Annotated in this window: 17 protein-coding genes and 1 pseudogene; 8 read left to right on the forward strand and 10 right to left on the reverse strand. The window is 71.9% G+C overall.

Annotated elements, in window-relative coordinates; translation table 11 throughout:
* The first annotated feature begins 38 nt into the window (after positions 1-38).
* Positions 39-1,310: an MFS transporter gene (locus FHX31_RS29765; protein WP_184977548.1), complete on the forward strand. Its 1,272-nt coding sequence runs from the start codon at positions 39-41 to the stop codon at positions 1,308-1,310.
* Between the two features lie 17 nt (positions 1,311-1,327).
* Here the strand turns inward: FHX31_RS29765 and FHX31_RS29770 are convergent, their stop codons facing one another.
* Complete coding sequence (locus FHX31_RS29770; protein WP_184977549.1) at positions 1,328-2,473, reverse strand: FAD-dependent monooxygenase; 1,146 nt, start codon at positions 2,471-2,473, stop codon at positions 1,328-1,330.
* 91 nt (positions 2,474-2,564) lie between these two features.
* Here FHX31_RS29770 and FHX31_RS29775 point away from each other — a divergent pair, with 91 nt between their 5' ends.
* The 3 genes from FHX31_RS29775 to FHX31_RS29785 are packed head-to-tail and all read left to right on the forward strand — an operon-like array spanning position 2,565 to position 4,901.
* Positions 2,565-3,164 (forward strand): TetR/AcrR family transcriptional regulator, encoded by a 600-nt coding sequence (locus tag FHX31_RS29775; RefSeq protein WP_013473344.1) that lies wholly within the window; start codon positions 2,565-2,567, stop codon positions 3,162-3,164.
* A gap of 16 nt (positions 3,165-3,180) precedes the next feature.
* Entirely contained in the window at positions 3,181-3,711 is a 531-nt protein-coding gene (locus FHX31_RS29780) for a SigE family RNA polymerase sigma factor (protein WP_184977550.1), read from the forward strand.
* The gene (locus FHX31_RS29785) at positions 3,708-4,901 is read left to right on the forward strand and encodes a hypothetical protein (RefSeq protein WP_184977551.1); all 1,194 of its coding nucleotides are present in this window, start codon (positions 3,708-3,710) and stop codon (positions 4,899-4,901) included. The genes FHX31_RS29780 and FHX31_RS29785 overlap by 4 nt, the downstream gene beginning before the upstream one ends.
* 82 nt (positions 4,902-4,983) lie before the next feature.
* Here FHX31_RS29785 and FHX31_RS29790 read toward each other — a convergent pair whose 3' ends face one another.
* The 3 genes from FHX31_RS29790 to FHX31_RS29800 are packed head-to-tail and all read right to left on the reverse strand — an operon-like array spanning position 4,984 to position 7,146.
* Positions 4,984-5,886 (reverse strand): sulfurtransferase, encoded by a 903-nt coding sequence (locus FHX31_RS29790; RefSeq protein WP_184977552.1) that lies wholly within the window; start codon positions 5,884-5,886, stop codon positions 4,984-4,986.
* Between the two features lie 40 nt (positions 5,887-5,926).
* Positions 5,927-6,373 (reverse strand): hypothetical protein, encoded by a 447-nt coding sequence (locus FHX31_RS29795; RefSeq protein WP_013283275.1) that lies wholly within the window; start codon positions 6,371-6,373, stop codon positions 5,927-5,929.
* Positions 6,374-6,375: 2 nt separating this feature from the next.
* Positions 6,376-7,146, reverse strand: coding sequence for an SGNH/GDSL hydrolase family protein (locus FHX31_RS29800; RefSeq protein ID WP_013473339.1), 771 nt, complete (start codon positions 7,144-7,146; stop codon positions 6,376-6,378).
* A gap of 255 nt (positions 7,147-7,401) precedes the next feature.
* Here FHX31_RS29800 and FHX31_RS29805 point away from each other — a divergent pair, with 255 nt between their 5' ends.
* Together FHX31_RS29805 and FHX31_RS29810 are read left to right on the forward strand one after the other, a co-directional pair.
* Positions 7,402-8,883 (forward strand): hypothetical protein, encoded by a 1,482-nt coding sequence (locus FHX31_RS29805; RefSeq protein WP_184977553.1) that lies wholly within the window; start codon positions 7,402-7,404, stop codon positions 8,881-8,883.
* A gap of 19 nt (positions 8,884-8,902) precedes the next feature.
* Positions 8,903-10,300: a PQQ-like beta-propeller repeat protein gene (locus FHX31_RS29810; protein WP_184977554.1), complete on the forward strand. Its 1,398-nt coding sequence runs from the start codon at positions 8,903-8,905 to the stop codon at positions 10,298-10,300.
* A 50-nt stretch (positions 10,301-10,350) separates the two neighbouring features.
* Here FHX31_RS29810 and FHX31_RS29815 read toward each other — a convergent pair whose 3' ends face one another.
* From FHX31_RS29815 to FHX31_RS29825, 3 genes and pseudogenes are all read right to left on the reverse strand, one after another.
* Positions 10,351-11,433: a hypothetical protein gene (locus FHX31_RS29815; RefSeq protein ID WP_184977555.1), complete on the reverse strand. Its 1,083-nt coding sequence runs from the start codon at positions 11,431-11,433 to the stop codon at positions 10,351-10,353.
* 102 nt (positions 11,434-11,535) lie between these two features.
* Positions 11,536-12,642 (reverse strand): hypothetical protein, encoded by a 1,107-nt coding sequence (locus tag FHX31_RS29820; RefSeq protein WP_184977556.1) that lies wholly within the window; start codon positions 12,640-12,642, stop codon positions 11,536-11,538.
* Positions 12,639-12,737: pseudogene (locus FHX31_RS29825) on the reverse strand (SigE family RNA polymerase sigma factor); the annotation flags it as partial. The gene FHX31_RS29820 and the pseudogene FHX31_RS29825, both read right to left, overlap by 4 nt.
* Positions 12,738-13,084: 347 nt before the next feature.
* Between FHX31_RS29825 and FHX31_RS29830 the strand changes: the two are divergent.
* Entirely contained in the window at positions 13,085-14,797 is a 1,713-nt protein-coding gene (locus tag FHX31_RS29830) for a hypothetical protein (RefSeq protein ID WP_184977557.1), read from the forward strand.
* A 40-nt stretch (positions 14,798-14,837) separates the two neighbouring features.
* The gene (locus FHX31_RS29835; RefSeq protein ID WP_184977558.1) at positions 14,838-15,662 is read left to right on the forward strand and encodes a hypothetical protein; all 825 of its coding nucleotides are present in this window, start codon (positions 14,838-14,840) and stop codon (positions 15,660-15,662) included.
* A 173-nt stretch (positions 15,663-15,835) separates the two neighbouring features.
* Here the strand turns inward: FHX31_RS29835 and FHX31_RS29840 are convergent, their stop codons facing one another.
* The 3 genes from FHX31_RS29840 to FHX31_RS29850 form a co-directional block, all read right to left on the reverse strand.
* Positions 15,836-16,264: a hypothetical protein gene (locus tag FHX31_RS29840; RefSeq protein WP_184977559.1), complete on the reverse strand. Its 429-nt coding sequence runs from the start codon at positions 16,262-16,264 to the stop codon at positions 15,836-15,838.
* Positions 16,265-16,355: 91 nt separating this feature from the next.
* Positions 16,356-17,036, reverse strand: coding sequence for a hypothetical protein (locus FHX31_RS29845; RefSeq protein ID WP_184977560.1), 681 nt, complete (start codon positions 17,034-17,036; stop codon positions 16,356-16,358).
* Positions 17,037-17,226: 190 nt separating this feature from the next.
* Positions 17,227-18,261, reverse strand: a complete 1,035-nt coding sequence (locus FHX31_RS29850) for a hypothetical protein (protein ID WP_184977561.1) — start codon at positions 18,259-18,261, stop codon at positions 17,227-17,229.
* Positions 18,262-18,276: the final 15 nt, after the last annotated feature.

An 18,276-nucleotide genomic window follows, 5' to 3' on the forward strand; every position in this document is an offset into this window, starting at 1 on the left:
TGACCCTCCACCGGGTGCAGGGCACACCGTCTCCCGGCATGACGATCACCGCCGTCCCGGGCCGCGACTACCGGCTGCTCTGGTCCGCCGCCGTCTGCTCGCAGGTGGGGGACTCCCTGCGTACGCCGGCTCTGGCCCTGCTGGCCGCCACGCTCACCCGCGACCCTCGCGCGGTAGCCGCGGTGACAGTGGCCGGGCTCCTTCCGCCGCTGCTGTTCGGCCTGCTCAGCGGCGTGTACGCGGACCGGTGGGACCGGCGGCGGACGATGGCGGTGGTGGACGGAGGGCGGGCCGTGGTGGTGGCGGCGCTGGCCTGGTCAGTGGCGACCGGGCACGCCGGGATCGCCACGCTGGTCGTCGTCGCGTCGCTGCTCGCCCTGCTGGGCACGCTCTTCGACGCGTCCGCGTACGCGCTGCTGCCCACTGTGGTGCCGCCCGAAGGGCTGGCGGGCGCCAACGCCCGCCTCCAGGCCGGAACCGCGGTCGCGGGGGGATTCGTCGGCGCCCCCTTGGCCGGTGTCCTCTTCGCCGTCTCCCCCGCACTCCCGTTCACCGCCGACGCCCTGACCTTCGCCCTGGCCGCCGTCCTCATCCTCGCCATCCCCGCCCCGGCTCCCCGCCGATCTTGCACTTTCCGCCCTGGCAAGGACGCACAAAAAGGACAGTCGAGGGGCCACAACCGCAAGATCAACGAGAACAAGGGTGGGGTTTGGGAGGGGATTCGGTTTCTTCGACGCGATCGGGTTCTCTGGGCGCTGACAGTCGGGACGGCCGGGTCGAATCTGGCCATCGGAGGGCTGGCCTCGGTGCTCGTGCTCTATGCGCTGGCCGTGCTTCGGGTGCCGGAGGCGGCGTACGGGCTGTTCGCGGCCGGCGCGATCGCGGGCGGGCTGGGCGGCGCGCTGTTCGCCGGACGGCTGGCCGCCCGCTTCGGCACGCTGCCCACGCTGCGTGTCGTGCTGCTCGGTCAGACGCTGGCGCTGGCCGGATTCGCGCTGGCCCGGCACCCGCTGACCGGCGGCCTCGCGATGGCCGGGTTCACCGCCGGCTCCACGATCTGGAACAGCCTGCGGGCGGCGTACGGGCAGCGGCACGTACCCCCGGATCTGCTCGGCCGGGTGGGCGCGGCACAGCGGGTGGCCGGGCTGGCCGCCGCACCGGCCGGCGCGGTGCTGGCCGGTCTCGCCGCCCAGGCGTTCGGCCTGACGCCTGTCCCCTGGGCGGCCGCCGCGGTCTTCGCCCTGGTCACGGCCGCCGTCTGGGTGACCTTCCGAGCGCGCACCGGACCGCCCGCCGCGCCACCGCACTGATCACCCGCCCCCGCGGGTCAGCTATCGGGCCGCGCGGGCTCGAAGCCGGCCAGGCGAACGGCGATCCGGTGGCGGACCGGCGGGAGCGTGGAGACCGCCCGGAGCAGCAGATTCCGCAGCGGTCGCACGGCCGGCGGTGCGGCGGCGAGCCGGGTCAGCCCGGCGGCGAAACCGAGCACCTCCTCGGCGAGGGGGCGGCGGTCGGTGGCGTACCCGTCGAGGGCCTGCGGCCCGGCGGCGAGCGCGTCGCCGAGGGCGACCGCGTCCCGCAGGCCGAGGTTCATCCCCTGCCCACCGGCGGGGCTGTGCACGTGCGCCGCGTCCCCGGCGAGCAGCACCGGGCCGGAGCGGTACGTGCTCGCGATCCGGTGGTGGATCCGGAACCGGGACGACCACGCCATGCCGGTGACCCGGTCCGGCCGGCGCGCCGGACCGCGCTCGTCGAGCAGCGCCTGGAAGTGGTGCGCCTGCGGGTCGCGCGGCGCGTCGTCCACAGTGGCGACCAGCCGGACCGTGCCGTCGGGCAGCGGCGCCCAGACCAGTGGGCCCTGCCGGGACAGGAAGAGGCTCACCTGGTCGCGCGGCAGCGTGCTGTCCACGTGGACGTCGGCGAGCAGGAACGACTCCCCGGGGTCGGCCGGGCCGCCGAAGCCGATGCCGGCGAGTTCGCGGACCCGGCTGTGCATCCCGTCCGCACCGACGACCCAGCGCGCCCGGACCGCGCGGCCGCCGCCGAAGCGCGCGACGGCGCCGTCGCCGTCGAGGTCCAGCCCGGTCATCTCGTACGGCCGCAGCACGCGCCCGCCGAGCGCGGTGAGCCGGTCGGTGAGCACCGCCTCGGTCTCGGCCTGCGAGATCAGCAGCGCGTACGGGTAGCGCGACGGCAACCTGTCGAAGGGGACGGTGACCAGCACCCGGTCCCGGTCGCGGACGCTGAACCGGGCCGAGCGCAGCCCTCGGGCGGCGAGCGGCGCGGCGATCCCGATCCGGTCCAGCACCTCCAGGGTGCCGGCGTGCACGACCGCGGCGCGCGAGGTGACCGGCGGTTCGGCGAGCCGGTCGACGACTGTCGCGGTCACGCCGTGCCCGGCCAGCGTCACCGCCACGGCCAGGCCGGTCGGCCCGGCTCCCACCACGAGGACGTCAGTGCGTTCGGGCAGCATCGTTCCACCTCCGGGCTCGGGTCAACAACTGTTTGCCAACGCTTGTTGACTTCACTGTAGAGCCGATGTCAACACGTGTTGGCATACAGTCGTGGACGTGACCGAACCCGCCACCCGCGCCCGCCGCTCGGACGCCACCCGGGCGGCCATCCTGCGCGCCGCCCGGGAACGCTTCGCCACCGACGGCTACGACCGGGCCACCATCCGGGCCATCGCCGCCGACGCCCGCATCGACCCCTCGATGGTGATGCGCTACTACGGCAGCAAGGAGGGACTCTTCGCCGCGGCGGCCGAGTTCGACCTGCGCCTGCCCGACCTGGCCGAGGTGCCGCCGGACCGGCTCGGCGAGACACTGACCCGGCACTTCGTGCGCCGCTGGGAGGCGGACGGGACACTCGTCGCCCTGCTCCGGGCCGCCGCCACCAACCCCGGCGCGGCCGAACGGATGCGCGGCGTCTTCGCCGGCCAGCTCGCCACCGCGGTGGCCCGTCGCGTTGCCGACCCGGCCACCGCCGCCCGCCGGGCCGGCCTGGTGGCCAGCCAGATCCTCGGTCTCGCGCTCACCCGGTACGTGGTCCGGCTGCCACCGGTGGTGGACCTCGACCCGGAGGAACTGGCCGCCTGGGTCGGCCCGACGATTCAGCGCTACCTGACCCAACCTTTGCCCCCGTCCCGCGCGTCTGGCGGGTGACGGAGGGAGGAGCCGGATGGGGCGCGACGCGGACGACGGGCGGGCGGACTACCTCGCCTTCGTCGAGGCGCACCAGCACCGGCTGCTGCGCGCCGCGTACCTGATCTGCGGGAACCGCCACCAGGCCGAGGACCTGCTCCAGGACGCGCTGCTCAAGCTGGCGCTGCGCTGGTCGTCGGTGCGCGACGGCGACCCGGCCGCGTACGTTCGCGCCATCCTCTACCGCGACGCCGTCTCCTGGTGGCGACGCCGGCGACGGGAGTGGCTCAGTGCGTACCCGCCGGACCGGCCGGGCGCCGACGCCGACGCCGCGCTGCGGCTCACCGTGCGCGCGGCGCTGGACCGGCTGCCGCCACGCCAGCGGGCCGTCGTGGTGCTGCGCTACTTCGAGGACCTGACCGAGGTCGCCACCGCCGAGGCGCTCGGCGTCACAGTCGGCACGGTCAAGAGCCAGTGCCACGACGCGTTGCGCCGGCTGCGCGACGTCGTACCCGCCCCCGGCACGTCCGGAGACGACCTGGTGACCGGGATGGAGGCGAGCCCGTGAACGAGCCCGAGCTGACCCGGCTGCTGACCCGGGCCGCCGAGGAGATCCGGCCGACCCGGCCGGCCGAGACCGGATGGGACCGGGCCGGGCGGGTCCGCCGCGCCCGCCGGGCCGCCGGCGCCGCGGCCGTCGCCGTGGTCCTGCTCGGCGGCGGTACGACGGCACTGCTGCACCGCGCCGGCCCGCCCCCCGCCGCACCGGCCCGCCCGACTGTGACCTCGGCACCGAGCGCGCCGGTGGTGCAGCGGCCCCCGGACCGGCTCGGACAGGCGGGCGACCCGCTGGGCCGGCTCGGCGACCGGGTCGCCTACGGCCTGTCCGACCGCCCGGTGCGCCGGGCGCTGGCGCTGTACCAGCCGGTCGACCCGGAGACCGGCGAGGCCGGCCCGGTCCGGGTGCTGGGTGACGACGGCATGGTCCGGGAACTCGACGTGGTGACGCTCGCGCCCACCCGCGACGCCGGGGGCAACGAGGCCGCTCCGCTCAAGCCGGGCAGCCTGTCGCCGGACGGCCGGACCGCCGCGTTCGCGCAGACCGGCGAGGTCGTCGTGGTCGGCCTCACCGACGGCGCGGTGCGCCGCTACCCGCTCACCGGCTACCTGGAGCACGTGGTCTGGGCCGGGGACCGGCTGGTGGTCGGCGACAACGACACCGCGTACGAGCTGGACCGGCGCACCGGATCGGCGCGGAAGCTCCCGGTCGACCCGTGGACGCTCGTCGTGCCCGAGCCGGCCCGGTCCGGCGACCTGTTCACAGTGGGCGGCTGGGCCGGGGACGGTGGCCTGGCCGTACGCCGGTTCCCCGCCTCCGGTGGCGCGCCGGAGCGGCGGCCGGTGACCACCGGGGAGCTTCCCCCCGGTTACCAGGTGAACGAGGTCTACGGGCGGGGCTGGCAGCGCGGCGACCGGATCGGCCAGGCCGGGTGGACCACCACCGCGGGCGCCGCCGGCACGATGATCGGAGCCGAGGGCGTGGCGGTGCTCGACGCCCGCACCGGCGCGGTGACCCGCCTGCTCGACCTCGGGCGCGAGGGCCGGACCAAGGGGTGCTGCGAGGTGTACGGCTGGACCGCCGACGGCGCGGTGCTGCTCCGCTACGACGCCGGGCTGGCACGGTGGCGGCCGGAGACCGGCGCCGTCGACTGGGTGGCGAGCAACGTCCCCGGCCGGCTGTCGATAGCCGCCCGCTGACCGGTCCGGAACGCGGCCGGACCGGCGTAACAGCGGAACCGGCCGGTCCCGCCGCGGTGACGACGGGACCGGCCGGGACGCCTCAGCGGGTCAGGCCGCCGGGCTGGTCGCCCTTCACGACGGGGGCCCGGACCAGGTTGCCCCACTCGGTCCACGAGCCGTCGTAGTTGCGCACCTGCGGGTACCCGAGCAGGTGGTGCAGCACGAACCAGGTGTGGCTGGACCGCTCGCCGATCCGGCAGTACGCGACCACGTCGTCGGACGGGCTCAGCCCGAGCTGGTCGGCGTAGATGGCGCGCAGCTCGTCGGCGGACTTGAACGTGCCGTCGTCGTTCGCGGCGGACTTCCACGGCTTGCTCACCGCGCCCGGGATGTGCCCGCCGCGCAGCGCGCCCTCCTGCGGGTAGTCCGGCATGTGCAGCATCTCGCCGGTGTACTCGCCGGGCGACCGCACGTCCACGAGCGGCCGGCCGGCCGCCACGTGCGCCATGACCTGTTCCCGGTACGCGCGGATCGGCGCGTCGTTGCGCTCCGGCACCGGGTACGAGGCGCGGGGCCGGCTCACCTTGTCCCGGGTCAGCTCCCGCCCCTCGGCGATCCACTTCTGCCGGCCGCCGTCGAGCAGCCGCACGTCCGCGTGACCGAAGAGGGAGAAGACCCAGAGGGCGTACGCGGCCCACCAGTTGAAGTTGTCGCCGTAGAAGACGACTGTGTCGTCCCGCCCGATGCCCTTGGCCGCGCACAGCTCGGCGAAGCTCGCGGCGTCCAGGTAGTCGCGGGTGACCTGGTCGTTGAGTTCGGTGTGCCAGTCGACCTTGACGGCGCCGGGGATGTGGCCGGTGTCGTAGAGGAGCACGTCCTCGTCGGACTCGACCACCACGAGCCCTTCGTCGCCCAGGTGCTCGGCCAGCCACTCGGTGGTGACGAGGCGCTGCGGGTCGGCGTACGACTGGAGGTGGGGATGCGGATCGCTCGGCACAGGCATGATCCCCAAGGTACGCCGGATCAGCGCGGTGCGGTGCCGGTCAGGCGCGGCGGTGCACCAGGCGGCCGGCGACCACTGTCGCCAGGCAGGAGCCGTCCGCGTCGAACACGGCGAGGTCGGCGCGCCCGCCGGTCACCAGCGCGGGCGGCCGGGCGGCGGGCAGCACCGCCACCTCGTTGCGGGCCGCGGCGGAACGCAGCGCCGGGTCGGTGACGTGTTCGTCGAGCACGGCGGCCACGCCGAGCCGGAACAGCGCGTGCACCCGCTCGCGGGGCGTGGGCGCCGGCGGCAGCGGGCCGTCGTGCACGAGCGCCGGCCCGAGCGTGCCGGCCCACCGCCGCACCCGCACCCCGGGGTACGCGCCGGACAGCTCGGCCGTGGGCACTATCGCCTCGACCCGGTCACCGGCGACCACGACGGCGAGCCCGGTGCGGGGTGGGTCGTCGGGTGTCAGCCGCAGCAGGTCGGCGGCGTGGACGGTACGCACGCTCAGTCGCGCTCGACCGGCCCGAGCACCGGCCGCTTGGCGGTGACGAAGTCGCCGGAGGACCGCCCGGTCAGCCGGCGCTTGATCCACGGCGCCAGGTGCCGGCCGGCCCAGCGCAGGTCGGCGGCGCGCGCGGCGAGCCACGGGCTGGGCGCCGGATGCGGCGGCACCATCAACCACTCCTCCTCGCAGCCGATGCCGAGCGCGGTGAGCACCTGGGCGGCGACCCGGCGGTGGCCGGCGGCCGACAGGTGCAGCCGGTCGGTGCTCCAGAGCAGCGGGTTGAGGTAGGTGTCGTCGGCGTACAGGTCGACCAGGATCGCGCCGTGCCGCTCGGCCACCTCGCCGACCGCACGGTTGAGCAGCGCGACCCGGGGGGCCACCAGCCGCTGGCCGGGCAGCCGGGCCATCACGTCGGCGAACCGGAACAGCACCACGTCGCTGCCGCCGGACCGCAGCCGCTGCACGACCGAGTCGAAGCGGGGGACGAACGAGTCCGGGTCGAAGCTGCGGCGCAGCACGTCGTTGCCGCCGGCCGCGAAGCTGATCAGGTCGGGCTTCATGGCCAGCGCGGACGGCACCTGCTCGGCCACCACGTTGGGGAACAGCCGGCCGCGGATGGCCAGGTTGGCGTACCCGAAGTCGGGCCCGGCCTCGGCGGCGAGGCGGGTGGCGACCAGATCGGCCCAGCCCCGGTAGCTGCCGTCCGGATACGCGTCGTCCATGCCCTCGGTGAAGCTGTCGCCCACCGCCACGTAGCTGCGCCAGCGCACGGCGCCTCCCTCAGACGTCCCGGCAGAAGTGCGTCGCACAGTCTGTCACCGCGCGGACCGGTCCCGCTGACCCTGGACGCCGGACGTGGCGGATGTCTCGACGTCCTGTTCACGACAGCCACCCGAGGGGACAAATCCGTCCGACACGTCCTGCGGGGCAGAATCCGTCGTCCGGACCGGGGATGATGTCTGCCGTCATCCGGCCGGGCGAAACCGTCCGGCCGGTCCCGCACACGGGCACGAGCGAGGAACCACATGACGCAGGGGCACCCACCGGCGGGCTGGCCACCGCCCGGCAACGCCGACCCCCGGTACGCCGCAGCACCGCCGCCCGCGCAGCCGGGACCGTGGGGGCCGCCGCCTGCGGCGCCGAAGTCCCGCCGAGGGCTCTGGATCGGGCTCGCGGCGGGTGCGCTCGCGCTTGCGCTCTGTGCCGGCACGGCGGTCGGCGTCGGGCTGGGCCTGCGCGGCGACGACGAGGAGGGCCCGGCGCCGAAGGCGGCAGCCGGCGCGAACGGCGTAACCGTCACGAACGCCGAGCTGACCGCCCTGCTCGACCGGCACAGCAAGGCGCTGGCGGCGAAGGATCTGGACGGCTACCTGGCCGCCTTCGACCCGGCCCGTAAGGAGCTGATCGCCGGGCAGACCCAGCTGTTCCGCAACCTGGGGAAGCTGCCGCTGTCGGTGGCCCGCTACGAGACCATCGAGCGGCAGGGCCGCGCCGGCGACGCCTTCGGGCAGGGCGTCACGTTCCAGCTCGACGTCTCGTTCGTGCACCAGCTCGACGGCTTCGACCTGGCCCCGGTCACCGAGTGGTACCGCTGGACGATCATCCGCACCGGCAAGGACGCGCCGATCCGGGTCACCGCTGTGACCGGCGCTCCGGCCGCCGGGATCGGTGGCTCGAAGACCGTCCACTACCCCGGTCCGTGGGACAAGTGGCGGGAGATCCACGTCGAGCGGACCCCGCACGCCCTGCTCATCGCCGACGCCGCCCGGGCCGGCGTGGCGAAGCGGTACGCCCCGGCCGCCGATGTGGCGGTGACGAACGGCTTGGCCGTGTGGCGGGCCAGCGGGCCGCCCGGCCCGGTGCCGAGCGGCTTCGTCATCACGCTCGCCGACGGCAAGGACGAGATGACCTCGCTCTACCGGATCGGCACCGAGAAGGCCACCGAGGCGGGCTTCTCGCTGGGCCTGGTCGCGGCCGAGCGCAAGGACGGCAAGGACACGATCGGCGGCACCCGCATCGTGGTGGACACCCGCGACCGTTACTTCACCCGTACCGGCGGCGACAACGACGCCCGCATGGTGTTGCGGCACGAGGTGGCGCACTCCCTGATGACGCCCCGCACCGACCTGACCGCTGTGGACGCGTTCAGCAAGCTCGACGAGTGGGTGGTCGAGGGCTTCGCCGAGTACATCGCGTTCCACGGCCGCCCGCTCGGTGCCAGCGAGCGCACCGCGCAGGCCCGGCAGCTGGTCCGCGGCGGGTGGAACGGCACGCTGCCCGGCAACGGCGAGTGGGACGACCCCGACCGGCTGAGCTTCCACTACTGGCTCGGGCACGCCGCGATGAACCACCTCGCCGAGAAGCACGGCGAGGTGAAGCTGTTCCGCTTCGTCGAGGCGGTCTACGGCGGCACCCCGACCGACCGCGCCGCCCGGGACGTGCTGGGCGTGTCGCTCGACGAGTTCCAGGCCGGCTGGGCCGCCTACGTCCGCGCGCAGGCGCGCTGACCGGGAACGGAGACGACGAATGACGTACCAGCACCAGCAGCCGCCGCCCGCGTACCCGCCGGCGGGATGGCCGGGTCCGGCCGGTGCACCGCCGGCGGCGCCGAAGCGGCGCGGACGCGTGGCGTTGCTCGTCGCCGGTGGCCTGGTGGCCGTGCTCGCGGTCGCGGCCGGCACCGCCTACGGCGTGTCCCGGCTGGTAGGCGGCGATGACGACGGGAGGAAGCTGCGTACCGCCTGGGTGCTCGACTTCCCGGAGCGGCAGCGCAACGGGCTGAAGACGTACGACGGGCAGGACATGTTCGGCGCCTGGCTGGTCGGCGACGCGGTGGTCCGGGCCCAGCCGGACGGCATCATCGCCTACCGGCTCGACGACGGCGCCCAGGCGTGGGGCGTGCCCGCGCCCCAGGCGACCTCGCTGTGCGCGGCCGCGCAGACGCTCGCCGAGGGGCGGGGTGTGGTGGCGCTCGGTTCCGCCGACTCGTGCGACACGATCGTCGGCTTCGACGCTGCCGCCGGCGCGCAGACGTGGCGGGCCACGTTCCCGGTGGAACGCCGGACGGGCCGGTCCGAGATCGTCGCCCCGGACCTGTCCGTGGCCGCCGGGCAGGTGGTCGTGCGCAGCGGCGAGAGCGTTCTCGGCTACTCGCTGGCCGACGGCAAGCGGCTGTGGCAGACCGACGCCGACCGGCTGCTGCCCGGTCGCGACTGCCGTCTGACCCAGACGCAGGCCGCCGGGACGCAGGCGGTGGTCACCGCGCGCTGTGACGGCGACCAGGGCGCGCTGCTCGGCCTGGACCCGGCCACCGGCAAGCCGCGCTGGCAGCAGAAACTGCCCGCAGCGCAGCAGAGCGACGGGGTGCTGAGCGTCGACCCGCTGGTCAGCCTGCCCGGTCTGAGCACCGAGACGTTCGTCGCGCGCGACGCCGCCGGCAAGGCGCGCGCCACGTTCGGCAACCTCGTCGACGGTACGCGGTTCAGCGACCTGCCGGTCAACCGTTCCAACACGGTGAGCGGGCCGGGGATCCGGCCGTACCTGGCCGACGCGGACACGCTCTACCTGCCCACCGAAGCCTCTCCGGTGGGCGGCAAGATGCGCCAGGCCAACCAGGTGGTGGCGATCGACCTGGCCACCGGGAAGCGGCGCTGGGTGTCGGCCGGGCACACCGACAGCGAGGTGGAACTCGTCCGCCTCGACGAGCAGGGCGTGCTGGCGTGGGAGGTGGGCGACCGGCGTGACCTCGCGCCACGGCTGGTCCGGATCGACCCGGCCACCGGCGAGGTCACAGTCGTGGCCGAGGCGCCGCTGTCGGCCGGCACCGAGGGCAGCGACGCGAAGGTGCTGGAGCGCGACGGCACAGTGGTGCTGGTGCCGTGGAAGCACGTCACAGCGGATGCGGCGATCACCGTGCTGCGCTGAACGACGCGGAGCGGGCCACCCGTCGGTGACCCGCCCCGCGTCGCCTTTCGTCAGGCAGGCACGTAAGCCAGCAGCGGCGCCCCGCTCAGCCCGGCCGGCTCGGTCACCGTCCCGACCGGCTGGAAACGCTTGTCCAGAACGCTGATGCCGTTGTCGCGCCGGACCAGCACCGTGCCGTCGGCGCTGAACAGGATGCTCCGCACCTCGCCCGTGCCGGGCAGGTCGACCACCTTGCTGGTCCTGGTGTCGACCACCGCGAAGCTCCCGTCGTTGCGGGTCTCGTCCTTGTTGATCCAGCCGACGGCCACGTACCGGCCGTCCGCCGAGACGCTGCGGACCCGCCAGCCGTCGTAGCGGGCCGCCTGGGCCGCCGGCGGCGTGTAGCGGTAGAACGTCACCTTCGGGTCGGTCGTCGCGTACGGCCGCCCCTCGGAGACGGCGGCCCAGTTGCGGCCGTCCGGCGTCCACCACTTCAGAGTCTCGTTGCCGGCGTCGCCGTCGGCGGGCTTGCGGCTGCTCAGGTCGATGAGCGCCATGTGGCCGTCCTGCTGCACCAGCACCCGGTCGTTGGTGTTCCACACGAGCGGGTCGCCGCCGTCGCAGGGCGCCTTGCCGGAGAAGGGCGGCTCCGCCGCGATGGTGGCCCGGTCGCTGCCGTCGATCCGGGTGGTCACGAGCTTGCCGGCCTCCGCTCCGGCCGCTCCCTCCACCCAGGCCAGCCGCTCGCCGTACGGCGAGATGGTGATGGTGTTCCGGACGCAGTCGCCGCCGCCGTACGGGACGCTGGCGCTCACCCGGTCGGTGCCGCCCTTGACGACGTGCACCTCCGCGGCCTGCTCGCCGAACGACAGGTAGTACCGGGTGCCGGGCAGTGCGGCGGAGGAGGCGTCCGACGGGCTCGGGGCGGCGGACGACGGTGCGGCGGCGGACGACTGCCCAGCTGCGGGGGCGGACGGCGTGGACCCGCCGTCGCCGCAGGCGCTCACGCCCACGGCGACGAACGCGGCGGCGGCGAGGGCGGCGACGGTACGTAGTCCGCGGGCGCTGGTGACGATGACGTTCACGATTCGATCCTCGGGGGTTGGTTGGTGCGCGTCTCTGATGCACTCCCAGACGTCGGTTTCGATCTGCATGGTTGCCGCCTGATCGAAAGAACTTCGGCCCCGGGTCGGCGGACGCGGACAGGCCCCCGGCGCACGAAGCGTCAGGGGCCTGTAGGGGTTGTCTGAGGCGGCTCAGGGCACGTACGCCAGCAGTGCCCGGTTCCGGGTCGGTGCCGGCTCGGTCACCGTGCCGAGTGGCTTGAACTCACGGTCGAGGACCGTGATGCCGGTGCCGCGCCGCAGCAGCACCGTGCCGTCGGCGCTGAACAGGATGCTCCGCACCTCGCCCGTGCCGGGCAGGTCGACCACCTTGCTGGTCCTGGTGTCGACGACCGCGAAGCTGCCGTCCCGGCGGGACGGGTCGGTGCCGATCCAGCCCACTGCCACGTAGCGGCCGTCGGTGGACACGCTGCGGGCCTCCCAGCCGTCCCACTTCGCGGCCTCCTGCTGGGGAGGGGTGTAGGTGTACTGCCGCAGGTCGGTGGTGTCCGAGACGTAGGGTTTGCCGTCCGACTCGGCGGCCAGCCAGGTGCCGTCGGCGGACCAGCACCGTTTGGTCTCCTGGCCCGGGTCGCCGATGACCTGCTTGTTGGCCACCACGTCGTAGAGCACGGACTGGCCGTTCTTCCGCTGCACCATCAGCTGGTCGTCGCCCTTCCACCGCATCGGCCGGGCGCCGAAACAACTGATCCCCTCCGCGAGGGTCGTCGCCCCCTCGTCTCCGACGGTGGCGATCAGCAGCACCCCGCTCGCGTTGTCGGTGCTGTCCTGCACCCACACCACCCGCTTGCCGTCCGGCGAGACGCTGACGGTGTTGGACTCGCAGCGAGAGGCGGCTTCGTGGACGACCTCGTGGACCACCCGGTCCCGCGTGCCGCGGACCTCATGGATCCGCGATCGGGTGGACGTCTGCTCCAGGTAGTAGCGGGTACCGGCGAGCGCCGACTGCGACTGGCCGGTGGCGGTACTCGCGTCGGGGGAGGGCGTACGGGACGGCTCGACCGGCGGGGCGGTGACTGTGACCGACGGGCCGGCCGGTGCGGGCGCCTGGCTGTTCGGCCGGATCGCCAGCGCGGTCCCGGTCGCGGCGGCCAGCACCACGAGCGCGGCGGCGGAGGTGGCGACGGCCCGCTGGATGCCGAGCCGCCGCGAGGTACGCAGCGCCCGGTCCCGCAGGTCGACCGGGGTGACCTCCTCGGCCAGGTCGGACAGGTCGAGACGCAGTCGGTCCTGGTTCATCGGGCGGTTCCTTCCGTGACGTACAGCTCGGCGAGCTCCGGGGCCACGCTGCGCAGCTTCGCCAGCGCCTTGGAGGTCTGGCTCTTGACGGTAGTCAAGCGTCCATAGAAGCCAGACATTGGATATCCCTTCGAGCGCCGTCTCGAGCAGCGGTCAGCCGTCGCCCGTCGCCAACTCACCGCAGGTGCAGCGCTTGCTGGCCGCATGGACTGCCCGGCCACCGCTTCGCGGGGCGGGCAGGTCCCTGGTCGCGGCGATACCGGGCAACTGGGCGGACCAGCCGAACACGACTCTCCGAGACGCTGAGGGTGATCTGATCCGCGCGTTCCGATGCCGTCCTCGCTCGCTCACATGCTCGCGTACGTCGAGGCGCGAGTGTCGTTGCGGGTGCGCGTGCGCGCCGGGCTACGGTGAGTGGCCGACTGAAGTGTGAGGGGCTGTCATGATCCATTGGCCGTCTGCTGCTCGGGACCCGGCGCGGTTTGAGCGCGCGGTGAAGATTCTCATCAAGAAGATCGATCCACACGCGCAAGGCGTCGACGGCGCCGGGGGCGACGGTGGCCGCGACAGCTACGTCCCCAGCCGCTACGTCTCCGGTGATGGCGTGCGGGTCTACGAGGTGAAGTCCTTTACAGGCCGGATGACCGGATCGCGGCGGTCGCAGACTAAGAAGTCGCTGGCGAAGGCCGTCGAGGAGCACTCGCCGTCGGAGTGGGTCCTGATCGTCCCACTTGAGTTCTCGCCGGCGGAGATCGTCTGGTGGGAGAGCCTGGAAGCGCAGTACCCGGACGTCAGGCTGGACCGGTGGTGCATCGACTGGCTCGACGGTCAGTTCAACCAAGACGAGGGTCTGCGTCGCTTCCTCGAAGGCGACGAGTACCAAGTCAGTCGACGTCTCGCCGAGCTCAACATGGAGCAGGCGGGGATGGTCAACGGCGTGCCTGACTTGTTCCGCCGACAGCGAACCCTTCACGCGCGGGCCGCAGAGATGGCGCCTCGGCGGTGGGATTGGACGATCTCAGCTGGTGAGCACTACCAGAAGGTCGAGATCAGGCCTCGACCCGGCAATGACGCAACTTTCAGCGTGCACGGCAAGTTCGCGTTTCCAGCCGACGACGCCGCAGCCGCCGCCGTTCAGCGAAGCTGGCTGGAGGCGCTTGCTTTTGGAGGCTCGGTGACTGTCGAGGAGCGCTTCGTCGAAGACGTGACGATGGTGTTACCCGATGACCTGCAGGACCTATTTGGTCCCAGCTTTGGGCCCGGGACGGTTCAGTTCAGCTCCCCGCAGGCCGAGCTGGCGGCCCCGGTGCTGCTTCACCTGGTTGCCGAGGACTGCGACGGCAAGCAGGTGTGCAGCCTTCCGATCAGCTTCACCACTCGCCTCGCCGGCTCCACCGGGGCGACGACCGTCGGCGCCGACGTGTCGGGTACGGTGACAGCTCATCTGCAGCTGAGCCATCGGATGCCCCCGGGCGAGAAGGTGGAAGACGGCTGGCAGGCTCTGGTGGGGCAGTTGAAGCTCGGCTGGGCGGGTCCGGCCGGACACTTGCCGTCGACGCTGCGCCCGATGGCCGAGCTGGTCAAGGCATGCCTCGGCGACGGGGCATCACTGTATGTCTGCCTCGGCAGGCAGCGGCTGGCTAGCCTGCCGACTCCGATCATGGCCGACTTAGCCGATGTGGCCGACCTTGTCCTGCTTCTCGACGACTTGCAGGAGCACCTTGGGCTGTCGGAGCCGGTACCGGATGATCTGACCGAGCCGGACGTTCAAACGCTCGCGATGGCCTGGTCGGTCCTGTCGACCGGTCACGGTAGCTGGCCGAATGCGGTCCTCAACCACCCTGTGGCCGCCGACGGTGTCAGCGCCTTCATGGAACACCCGCTCTGGTCCAGCGAGCCCGGCGAGCTCGTGCTCAGACACCCCAACCTCGTTGTCAGCCCCGCCGGCATGCAGCTAGAGCTCGGCCCTGTGGAGATCCGCTTCCCCCGCGTCATAGTGAAGAATCGGGCTGAAGTCGAGGCCGCAGGCAGGGCCGGATCCGAGGTTGTCGCACGGTTTGGGTCTTCCGGCGGCTCGACGCCCGTGGTCAGCTCGCTGCCTGCGGAACCAGACAAAGAACCGTCGATGGGACCGGGCAGTGCGGCGGGCGCATAACCAGTAGGCGGATCGGCCAGTCACGCCTACCCTGTGCGACGTGCGGGAACCTTTTCTGACCGGCGAGTCGATGGATCTCGGCAACCTTCACATTTACTGGCAGGCGATCGACCAGGAGTTCAAGGCGCTTGACGCCTTGCCTTCGCTGGAGGGGCGCCGCCTGCTATCCGCGCGGGCATTCGACCAGGCGCAGGTAGCCGGTCCTCGCACCTATATGGAGGTGACCAGGTACCTCGGCGTCGCCAGAGACAACCACCTCGCGCTGCTCGCGCTGCTGAAGCATCACGGGGCCACGCTGTGGGCACCGTGGAGTCTGCTGCGGCCCACTTTCGAGACATCCTTCTACGCCGCATGGCTGCTAGACCCCGACGACGGCCGTGAACGCCGAACCCGGGGGCTCCGATGCGAAGTCAACGACTGCTATCAGCAGCGCAGCCACCGCGCGGCCTTCAAGGTCCTCCCCGAGGTGCGCCACCTCATCGAGAAGGCCGAGCAGGATCTCGACCGAGGCTCGCTGAAGACATACCGCGAGGAGGCGGCCCAACTTGGGCGCCCGTGGGACAAGATGCACCAGAAAATCAACGTCGCGGATGAGTTGCCCAAGCTGAGCTTCGTCAAGCAGCAGCGCGAGTTCGCTCCGTTTCTGGTAGCAACCTGGCGTCTACTCTCCGGCTTCGAACATGGCCTCGGCTGGGCGCTGCTGAACGGAACCCACCGGAAAGTCGAGGCCGAGGTTCCCGGTGGCTTCACCGTGGAGCTCGTCATCGACGACGAAGCCTTCCTGCTCGCGGCCAAGTCGACGTACTTCCTGCTCCTGTCCGCTTGCCACCTGCTGAAGCGCCGTCACCTGGAACCGATTCGATAGCGACCGCGCCAGGGCCTACACATTTCAGCCGGGCTGCCGGGCCGCCCCGCTTGACGCCGCTTCGCCGCCGGCTTCGGACGAGCAGGGCAGGCAGAGATGGCTGGACCATACAGGTCTGCAGTCACCCGCAGCACAGAACACAGTGACGACCTTGTCGGGTGTCGTGGAGTCAGTCAGGTGCGGATTGTGTAGGACGACTGGTACTTCAAGGCGGCGGTCTTCCTGCTCTGGACATGTTCCCACCGATACCGGTAGACCCAGAGCTCTAGACCCGGCAGGCGATCCCGCACGAACAGATAGATGCGCAGGTAATCCGCCGGGCCGAAAAGCGCGATGGCCGGGATCAGGCCGGTCTGCCCTGCGTAGCCGAGGACTTGGCGGACGGCAGTCCGCCACTGGCTGGCAGGCTCGACCTCGAAGACGGTCGTGGGGGTGGCCACGTCAGCCCGGCCCACCGGTAAAACCACCTCGCAGACGCCGCCGGTCTGGCGAGCCAAGGCAGCGATGTAGGGACCCTCACCGGTCGCGCGCATACCCTGCGGCCACCGGCCGTACATCACGCGGCCGTCGGGCAGGCGCAGGGGATTACGAGGAACACCCATACTGCCTCCGCTCGCTGCCTCAAGTTGCCGTCAGGTGACGTGGTTTCGGTACGCGCCAACGAGCGGTCGGCCTGTGGCCCTCGGCCATGGATCAATCGGGTTCGCTGGCAACGAGCAACTCTCGTCTCGCCCGCCGCAGCACCTCGCGGTACCGGAATTCCGTCGGGCCGCCGTAGCACCATCGGTCGCGGAAGTCGCTTTGCAGGGCCGGCTGGAGATGGCGGCACATTAAGCACGCGATCAATTCGGGCGCGATCTGCTTTCCGGCCTGCAGGAAAGCCTGGATGCGAGGTTCGAGCTCGGCCAGCACGTCCCCGGGAAGGCTTCGAGACAGGGTGTGCAGCATGTGCAACAGCGCAAGCTGTGCGCACTGCTGCGGCGTCGGCCGCGGCGGTGCAAGCACATTGTGATGATGTAGGCGCGGCAGCGGCTGCTCCCGGATGCGCAGCACGTGTGCCGGCAGCAGCTTCGAACGTCCTCGCAACGCGTCCGCTTTGATCCTGTCTGTGCGCGCTCGGTGCTGATGAAAGTAGGCGCCGTCGTACTCCACGACGATGTTGCCCGAGCCAAGGCGGAAGAGCATGTCGACGTTGACACGGCCAATCGCCGTAGCGACCGGCGCGTCGCTGATGCCCGGCCCGAGGGCCAGGTCTAGGAGCGTGAAGATTTGCCCCTGCAACTTGGAGCGGCCCGCGCCGCCCTGCAACGCGCAGTGCCCATCACCGCAGGCTGCCTGGTAACGGCCAGTCGGACTTCCCGTCGACCTACGCATGCGTGCCACGCTAGGACGCCCGTACGACAGTGCAGTCCCTGTCGTGGTCGAGGTGCCTAGCGACAAGAGCCACCGCCAGCCGTGGGCGGCACGGAGAGGCCGCCTCGGCGATCCGTATGTCCAATCAGGTCATGAACACCCACGGATCTGCGCGGCTACAGGAGCGAAGCTGCCGCCGGGCGCGCCGAGATTAGTCGACGCCGTGCGGCTGCCGGATCATGCTGCTCGGTTGCGGGCCGCTAGGGTTGCCGGGCAGGTCGCCCAACGCTAGAAGCTCTCCTGCGACGAGGTAGGTGCTGATGGCGCACAGCTCAGCCTCGTGGACGCCCAACTCCGCGTGGACACCCTTGCTGGCCAGCTTGTCAACAGCGGTGAAGCGGTCATAGAGACCGCCGAGGGCGGCCTTAACCGTCTCCGCGGTCGCCTCGCTTGCGACGTTGTCCTTGATGTACTGGTAGATCCGGTTCCGGTAGGCGGAATCGTTGAGCGAAGCGCCCGTGCCGGTCGTGGCGCCAGGGATGCCGGGTAGGAGGTGGTCGGCGACGGCTTTCAGGATTCGCCGGCACGTCGTGACCGCCTGTGCCAGGTCCTCGGTCAGGGGTGCTGCTGGATCCTTCGTCGCCTCCCGCAGCCGCCGGTAGACGGCGCTGAACTGGTCCAGCACCGCCGGGGCGCCCTGAGCCAGCAGCCTGTCAACTCTGGACCGGAAACGCTCGAAGATCCGCTCGTTGACGTTGGCGTAGGTCAGTTGCCGTTCCCACTCGCAGAGGGCGGCGAAGATGGTGTGGCGGACACGCTCACGGACCTCCAGCATGTGGCTGTTGAGCTGCCACTTCTGCTGCGGGTCCAGTTCTGGGTCGGTGCCCACGCTGGCCAGGAAGGCCTCGATCTCAGCGAGGCCGTGGGCGTCGATCTTGCCCTTGTTGGGCCCGTTGCGGATCTTACGTCCCTCGGTGTAGCGGGTGAGTGCGTGCTCGGCAGGGCCGTTCGGGTCACCCCAGAGGGATGGGTCGGCCATCAGCCGTCGGGTGTCTGCCGCGTTGGCTGGGGGATGACCGCCGAGCGGCTTTAGTTCCAGCCCGAGATATACGGCGAAGACGGTGTCGCCTAGCAGAGAGGCGATGCGGGCAGCGCGGCGCGCGCTGACGTCGATCGGCCGGTCGTCGAGCTCGATCAGAGCCTGTTGAACGAGCGACAGCACCTGCTCACTCGCGAGATTTGCCACTGAGGCACCATACTC

It is taken from the genome of Micromonospora sp. CNZ286 (assembly GCF_014207755.1).

Excerpts from the sequence above, each read along its gene's own strand:
- FHX31_RS29765 (WP_184977548.1), top strand. The coding sequence starts at position 39 with ATGACGATCACCGCCGTCCCGGGCCGCGACTACCGGCTGCTCTGGTCC.
- FHX31_RS29770 (WP_184977549.1), bottom strand. The coding sequence starts at position 2,473 with ATGCTGCCCGAACGCACTGACGTCCTCGTGGTGGGAGCCGGGCCGACC.
- FHX31_RS29780 (WP_184977550.1), top strand. The coding sequence starts at position 3,181 with ATGGGGCGCGACGCGGACGACGGGCGGGCGGACTACCTCGCCTTCGTC.
- FHX31_RS29790 (WP_184977552.1), bottom strand. The coding sequence starts at position 5,886 with ATGCCTGTGCCGAGCGATCCGCATCCCCACCTCCAGTCGTACGCCGAC.
- FHX31_RS29805 (WP_184977553.1), top strand. The coding sequence starts at position 7,402 with ATGACGCAGGGGCACCCACCGGCGGGCTGGCCACCGCCCGGCAACGCC.
- FHX31_RS29810 (WP_184977554.1), top strand. The coding sequence starts at position 8,903 with ATGACGTACCAGCACCAGCAGCCGCCGCCCGCGTACCCGCCGGCGGGA.
- FHX31_RS29815 (WP_184977555.1), bottom strand. The coding sequence starts at position 11,433 with ATGCAGATCGAAACCGACGTCTGGGAGTGCATCAGAGACGCGCACCAA.
- FHX31_RS29820 (WP_184977556.1), bottom strand. The coding sequence starts at position 12,642 with ATGAACCAGGACCGACTGCGTCTCGACCTGTCCGACCTGGCCGAGGAG.
- FHX31_RS29830 (WP_184977557.1), top strand. The coding sequence starts at position 13,085 with ATGATCCATTGGCCGTCTGCTGCTCGGGACCCGGCGCGGTTTGAGCGC.
- FHX31_RS29840 (WP_184977559.1), bottom strand. The coding sequence starts at position 16,264 with ATGGGTGTTCCTCGTAATCCCCTGCGCCTGCCCGACGGCCGCGTGATG.
- FHX31_RS29845 (WP_184977560.1), bottom strand. The coding sequence starts at position 17,036 with ATGCGTAGGTCGACGGGAAGTCCGACTGGCCGTTACCAGGCAGCCTGC.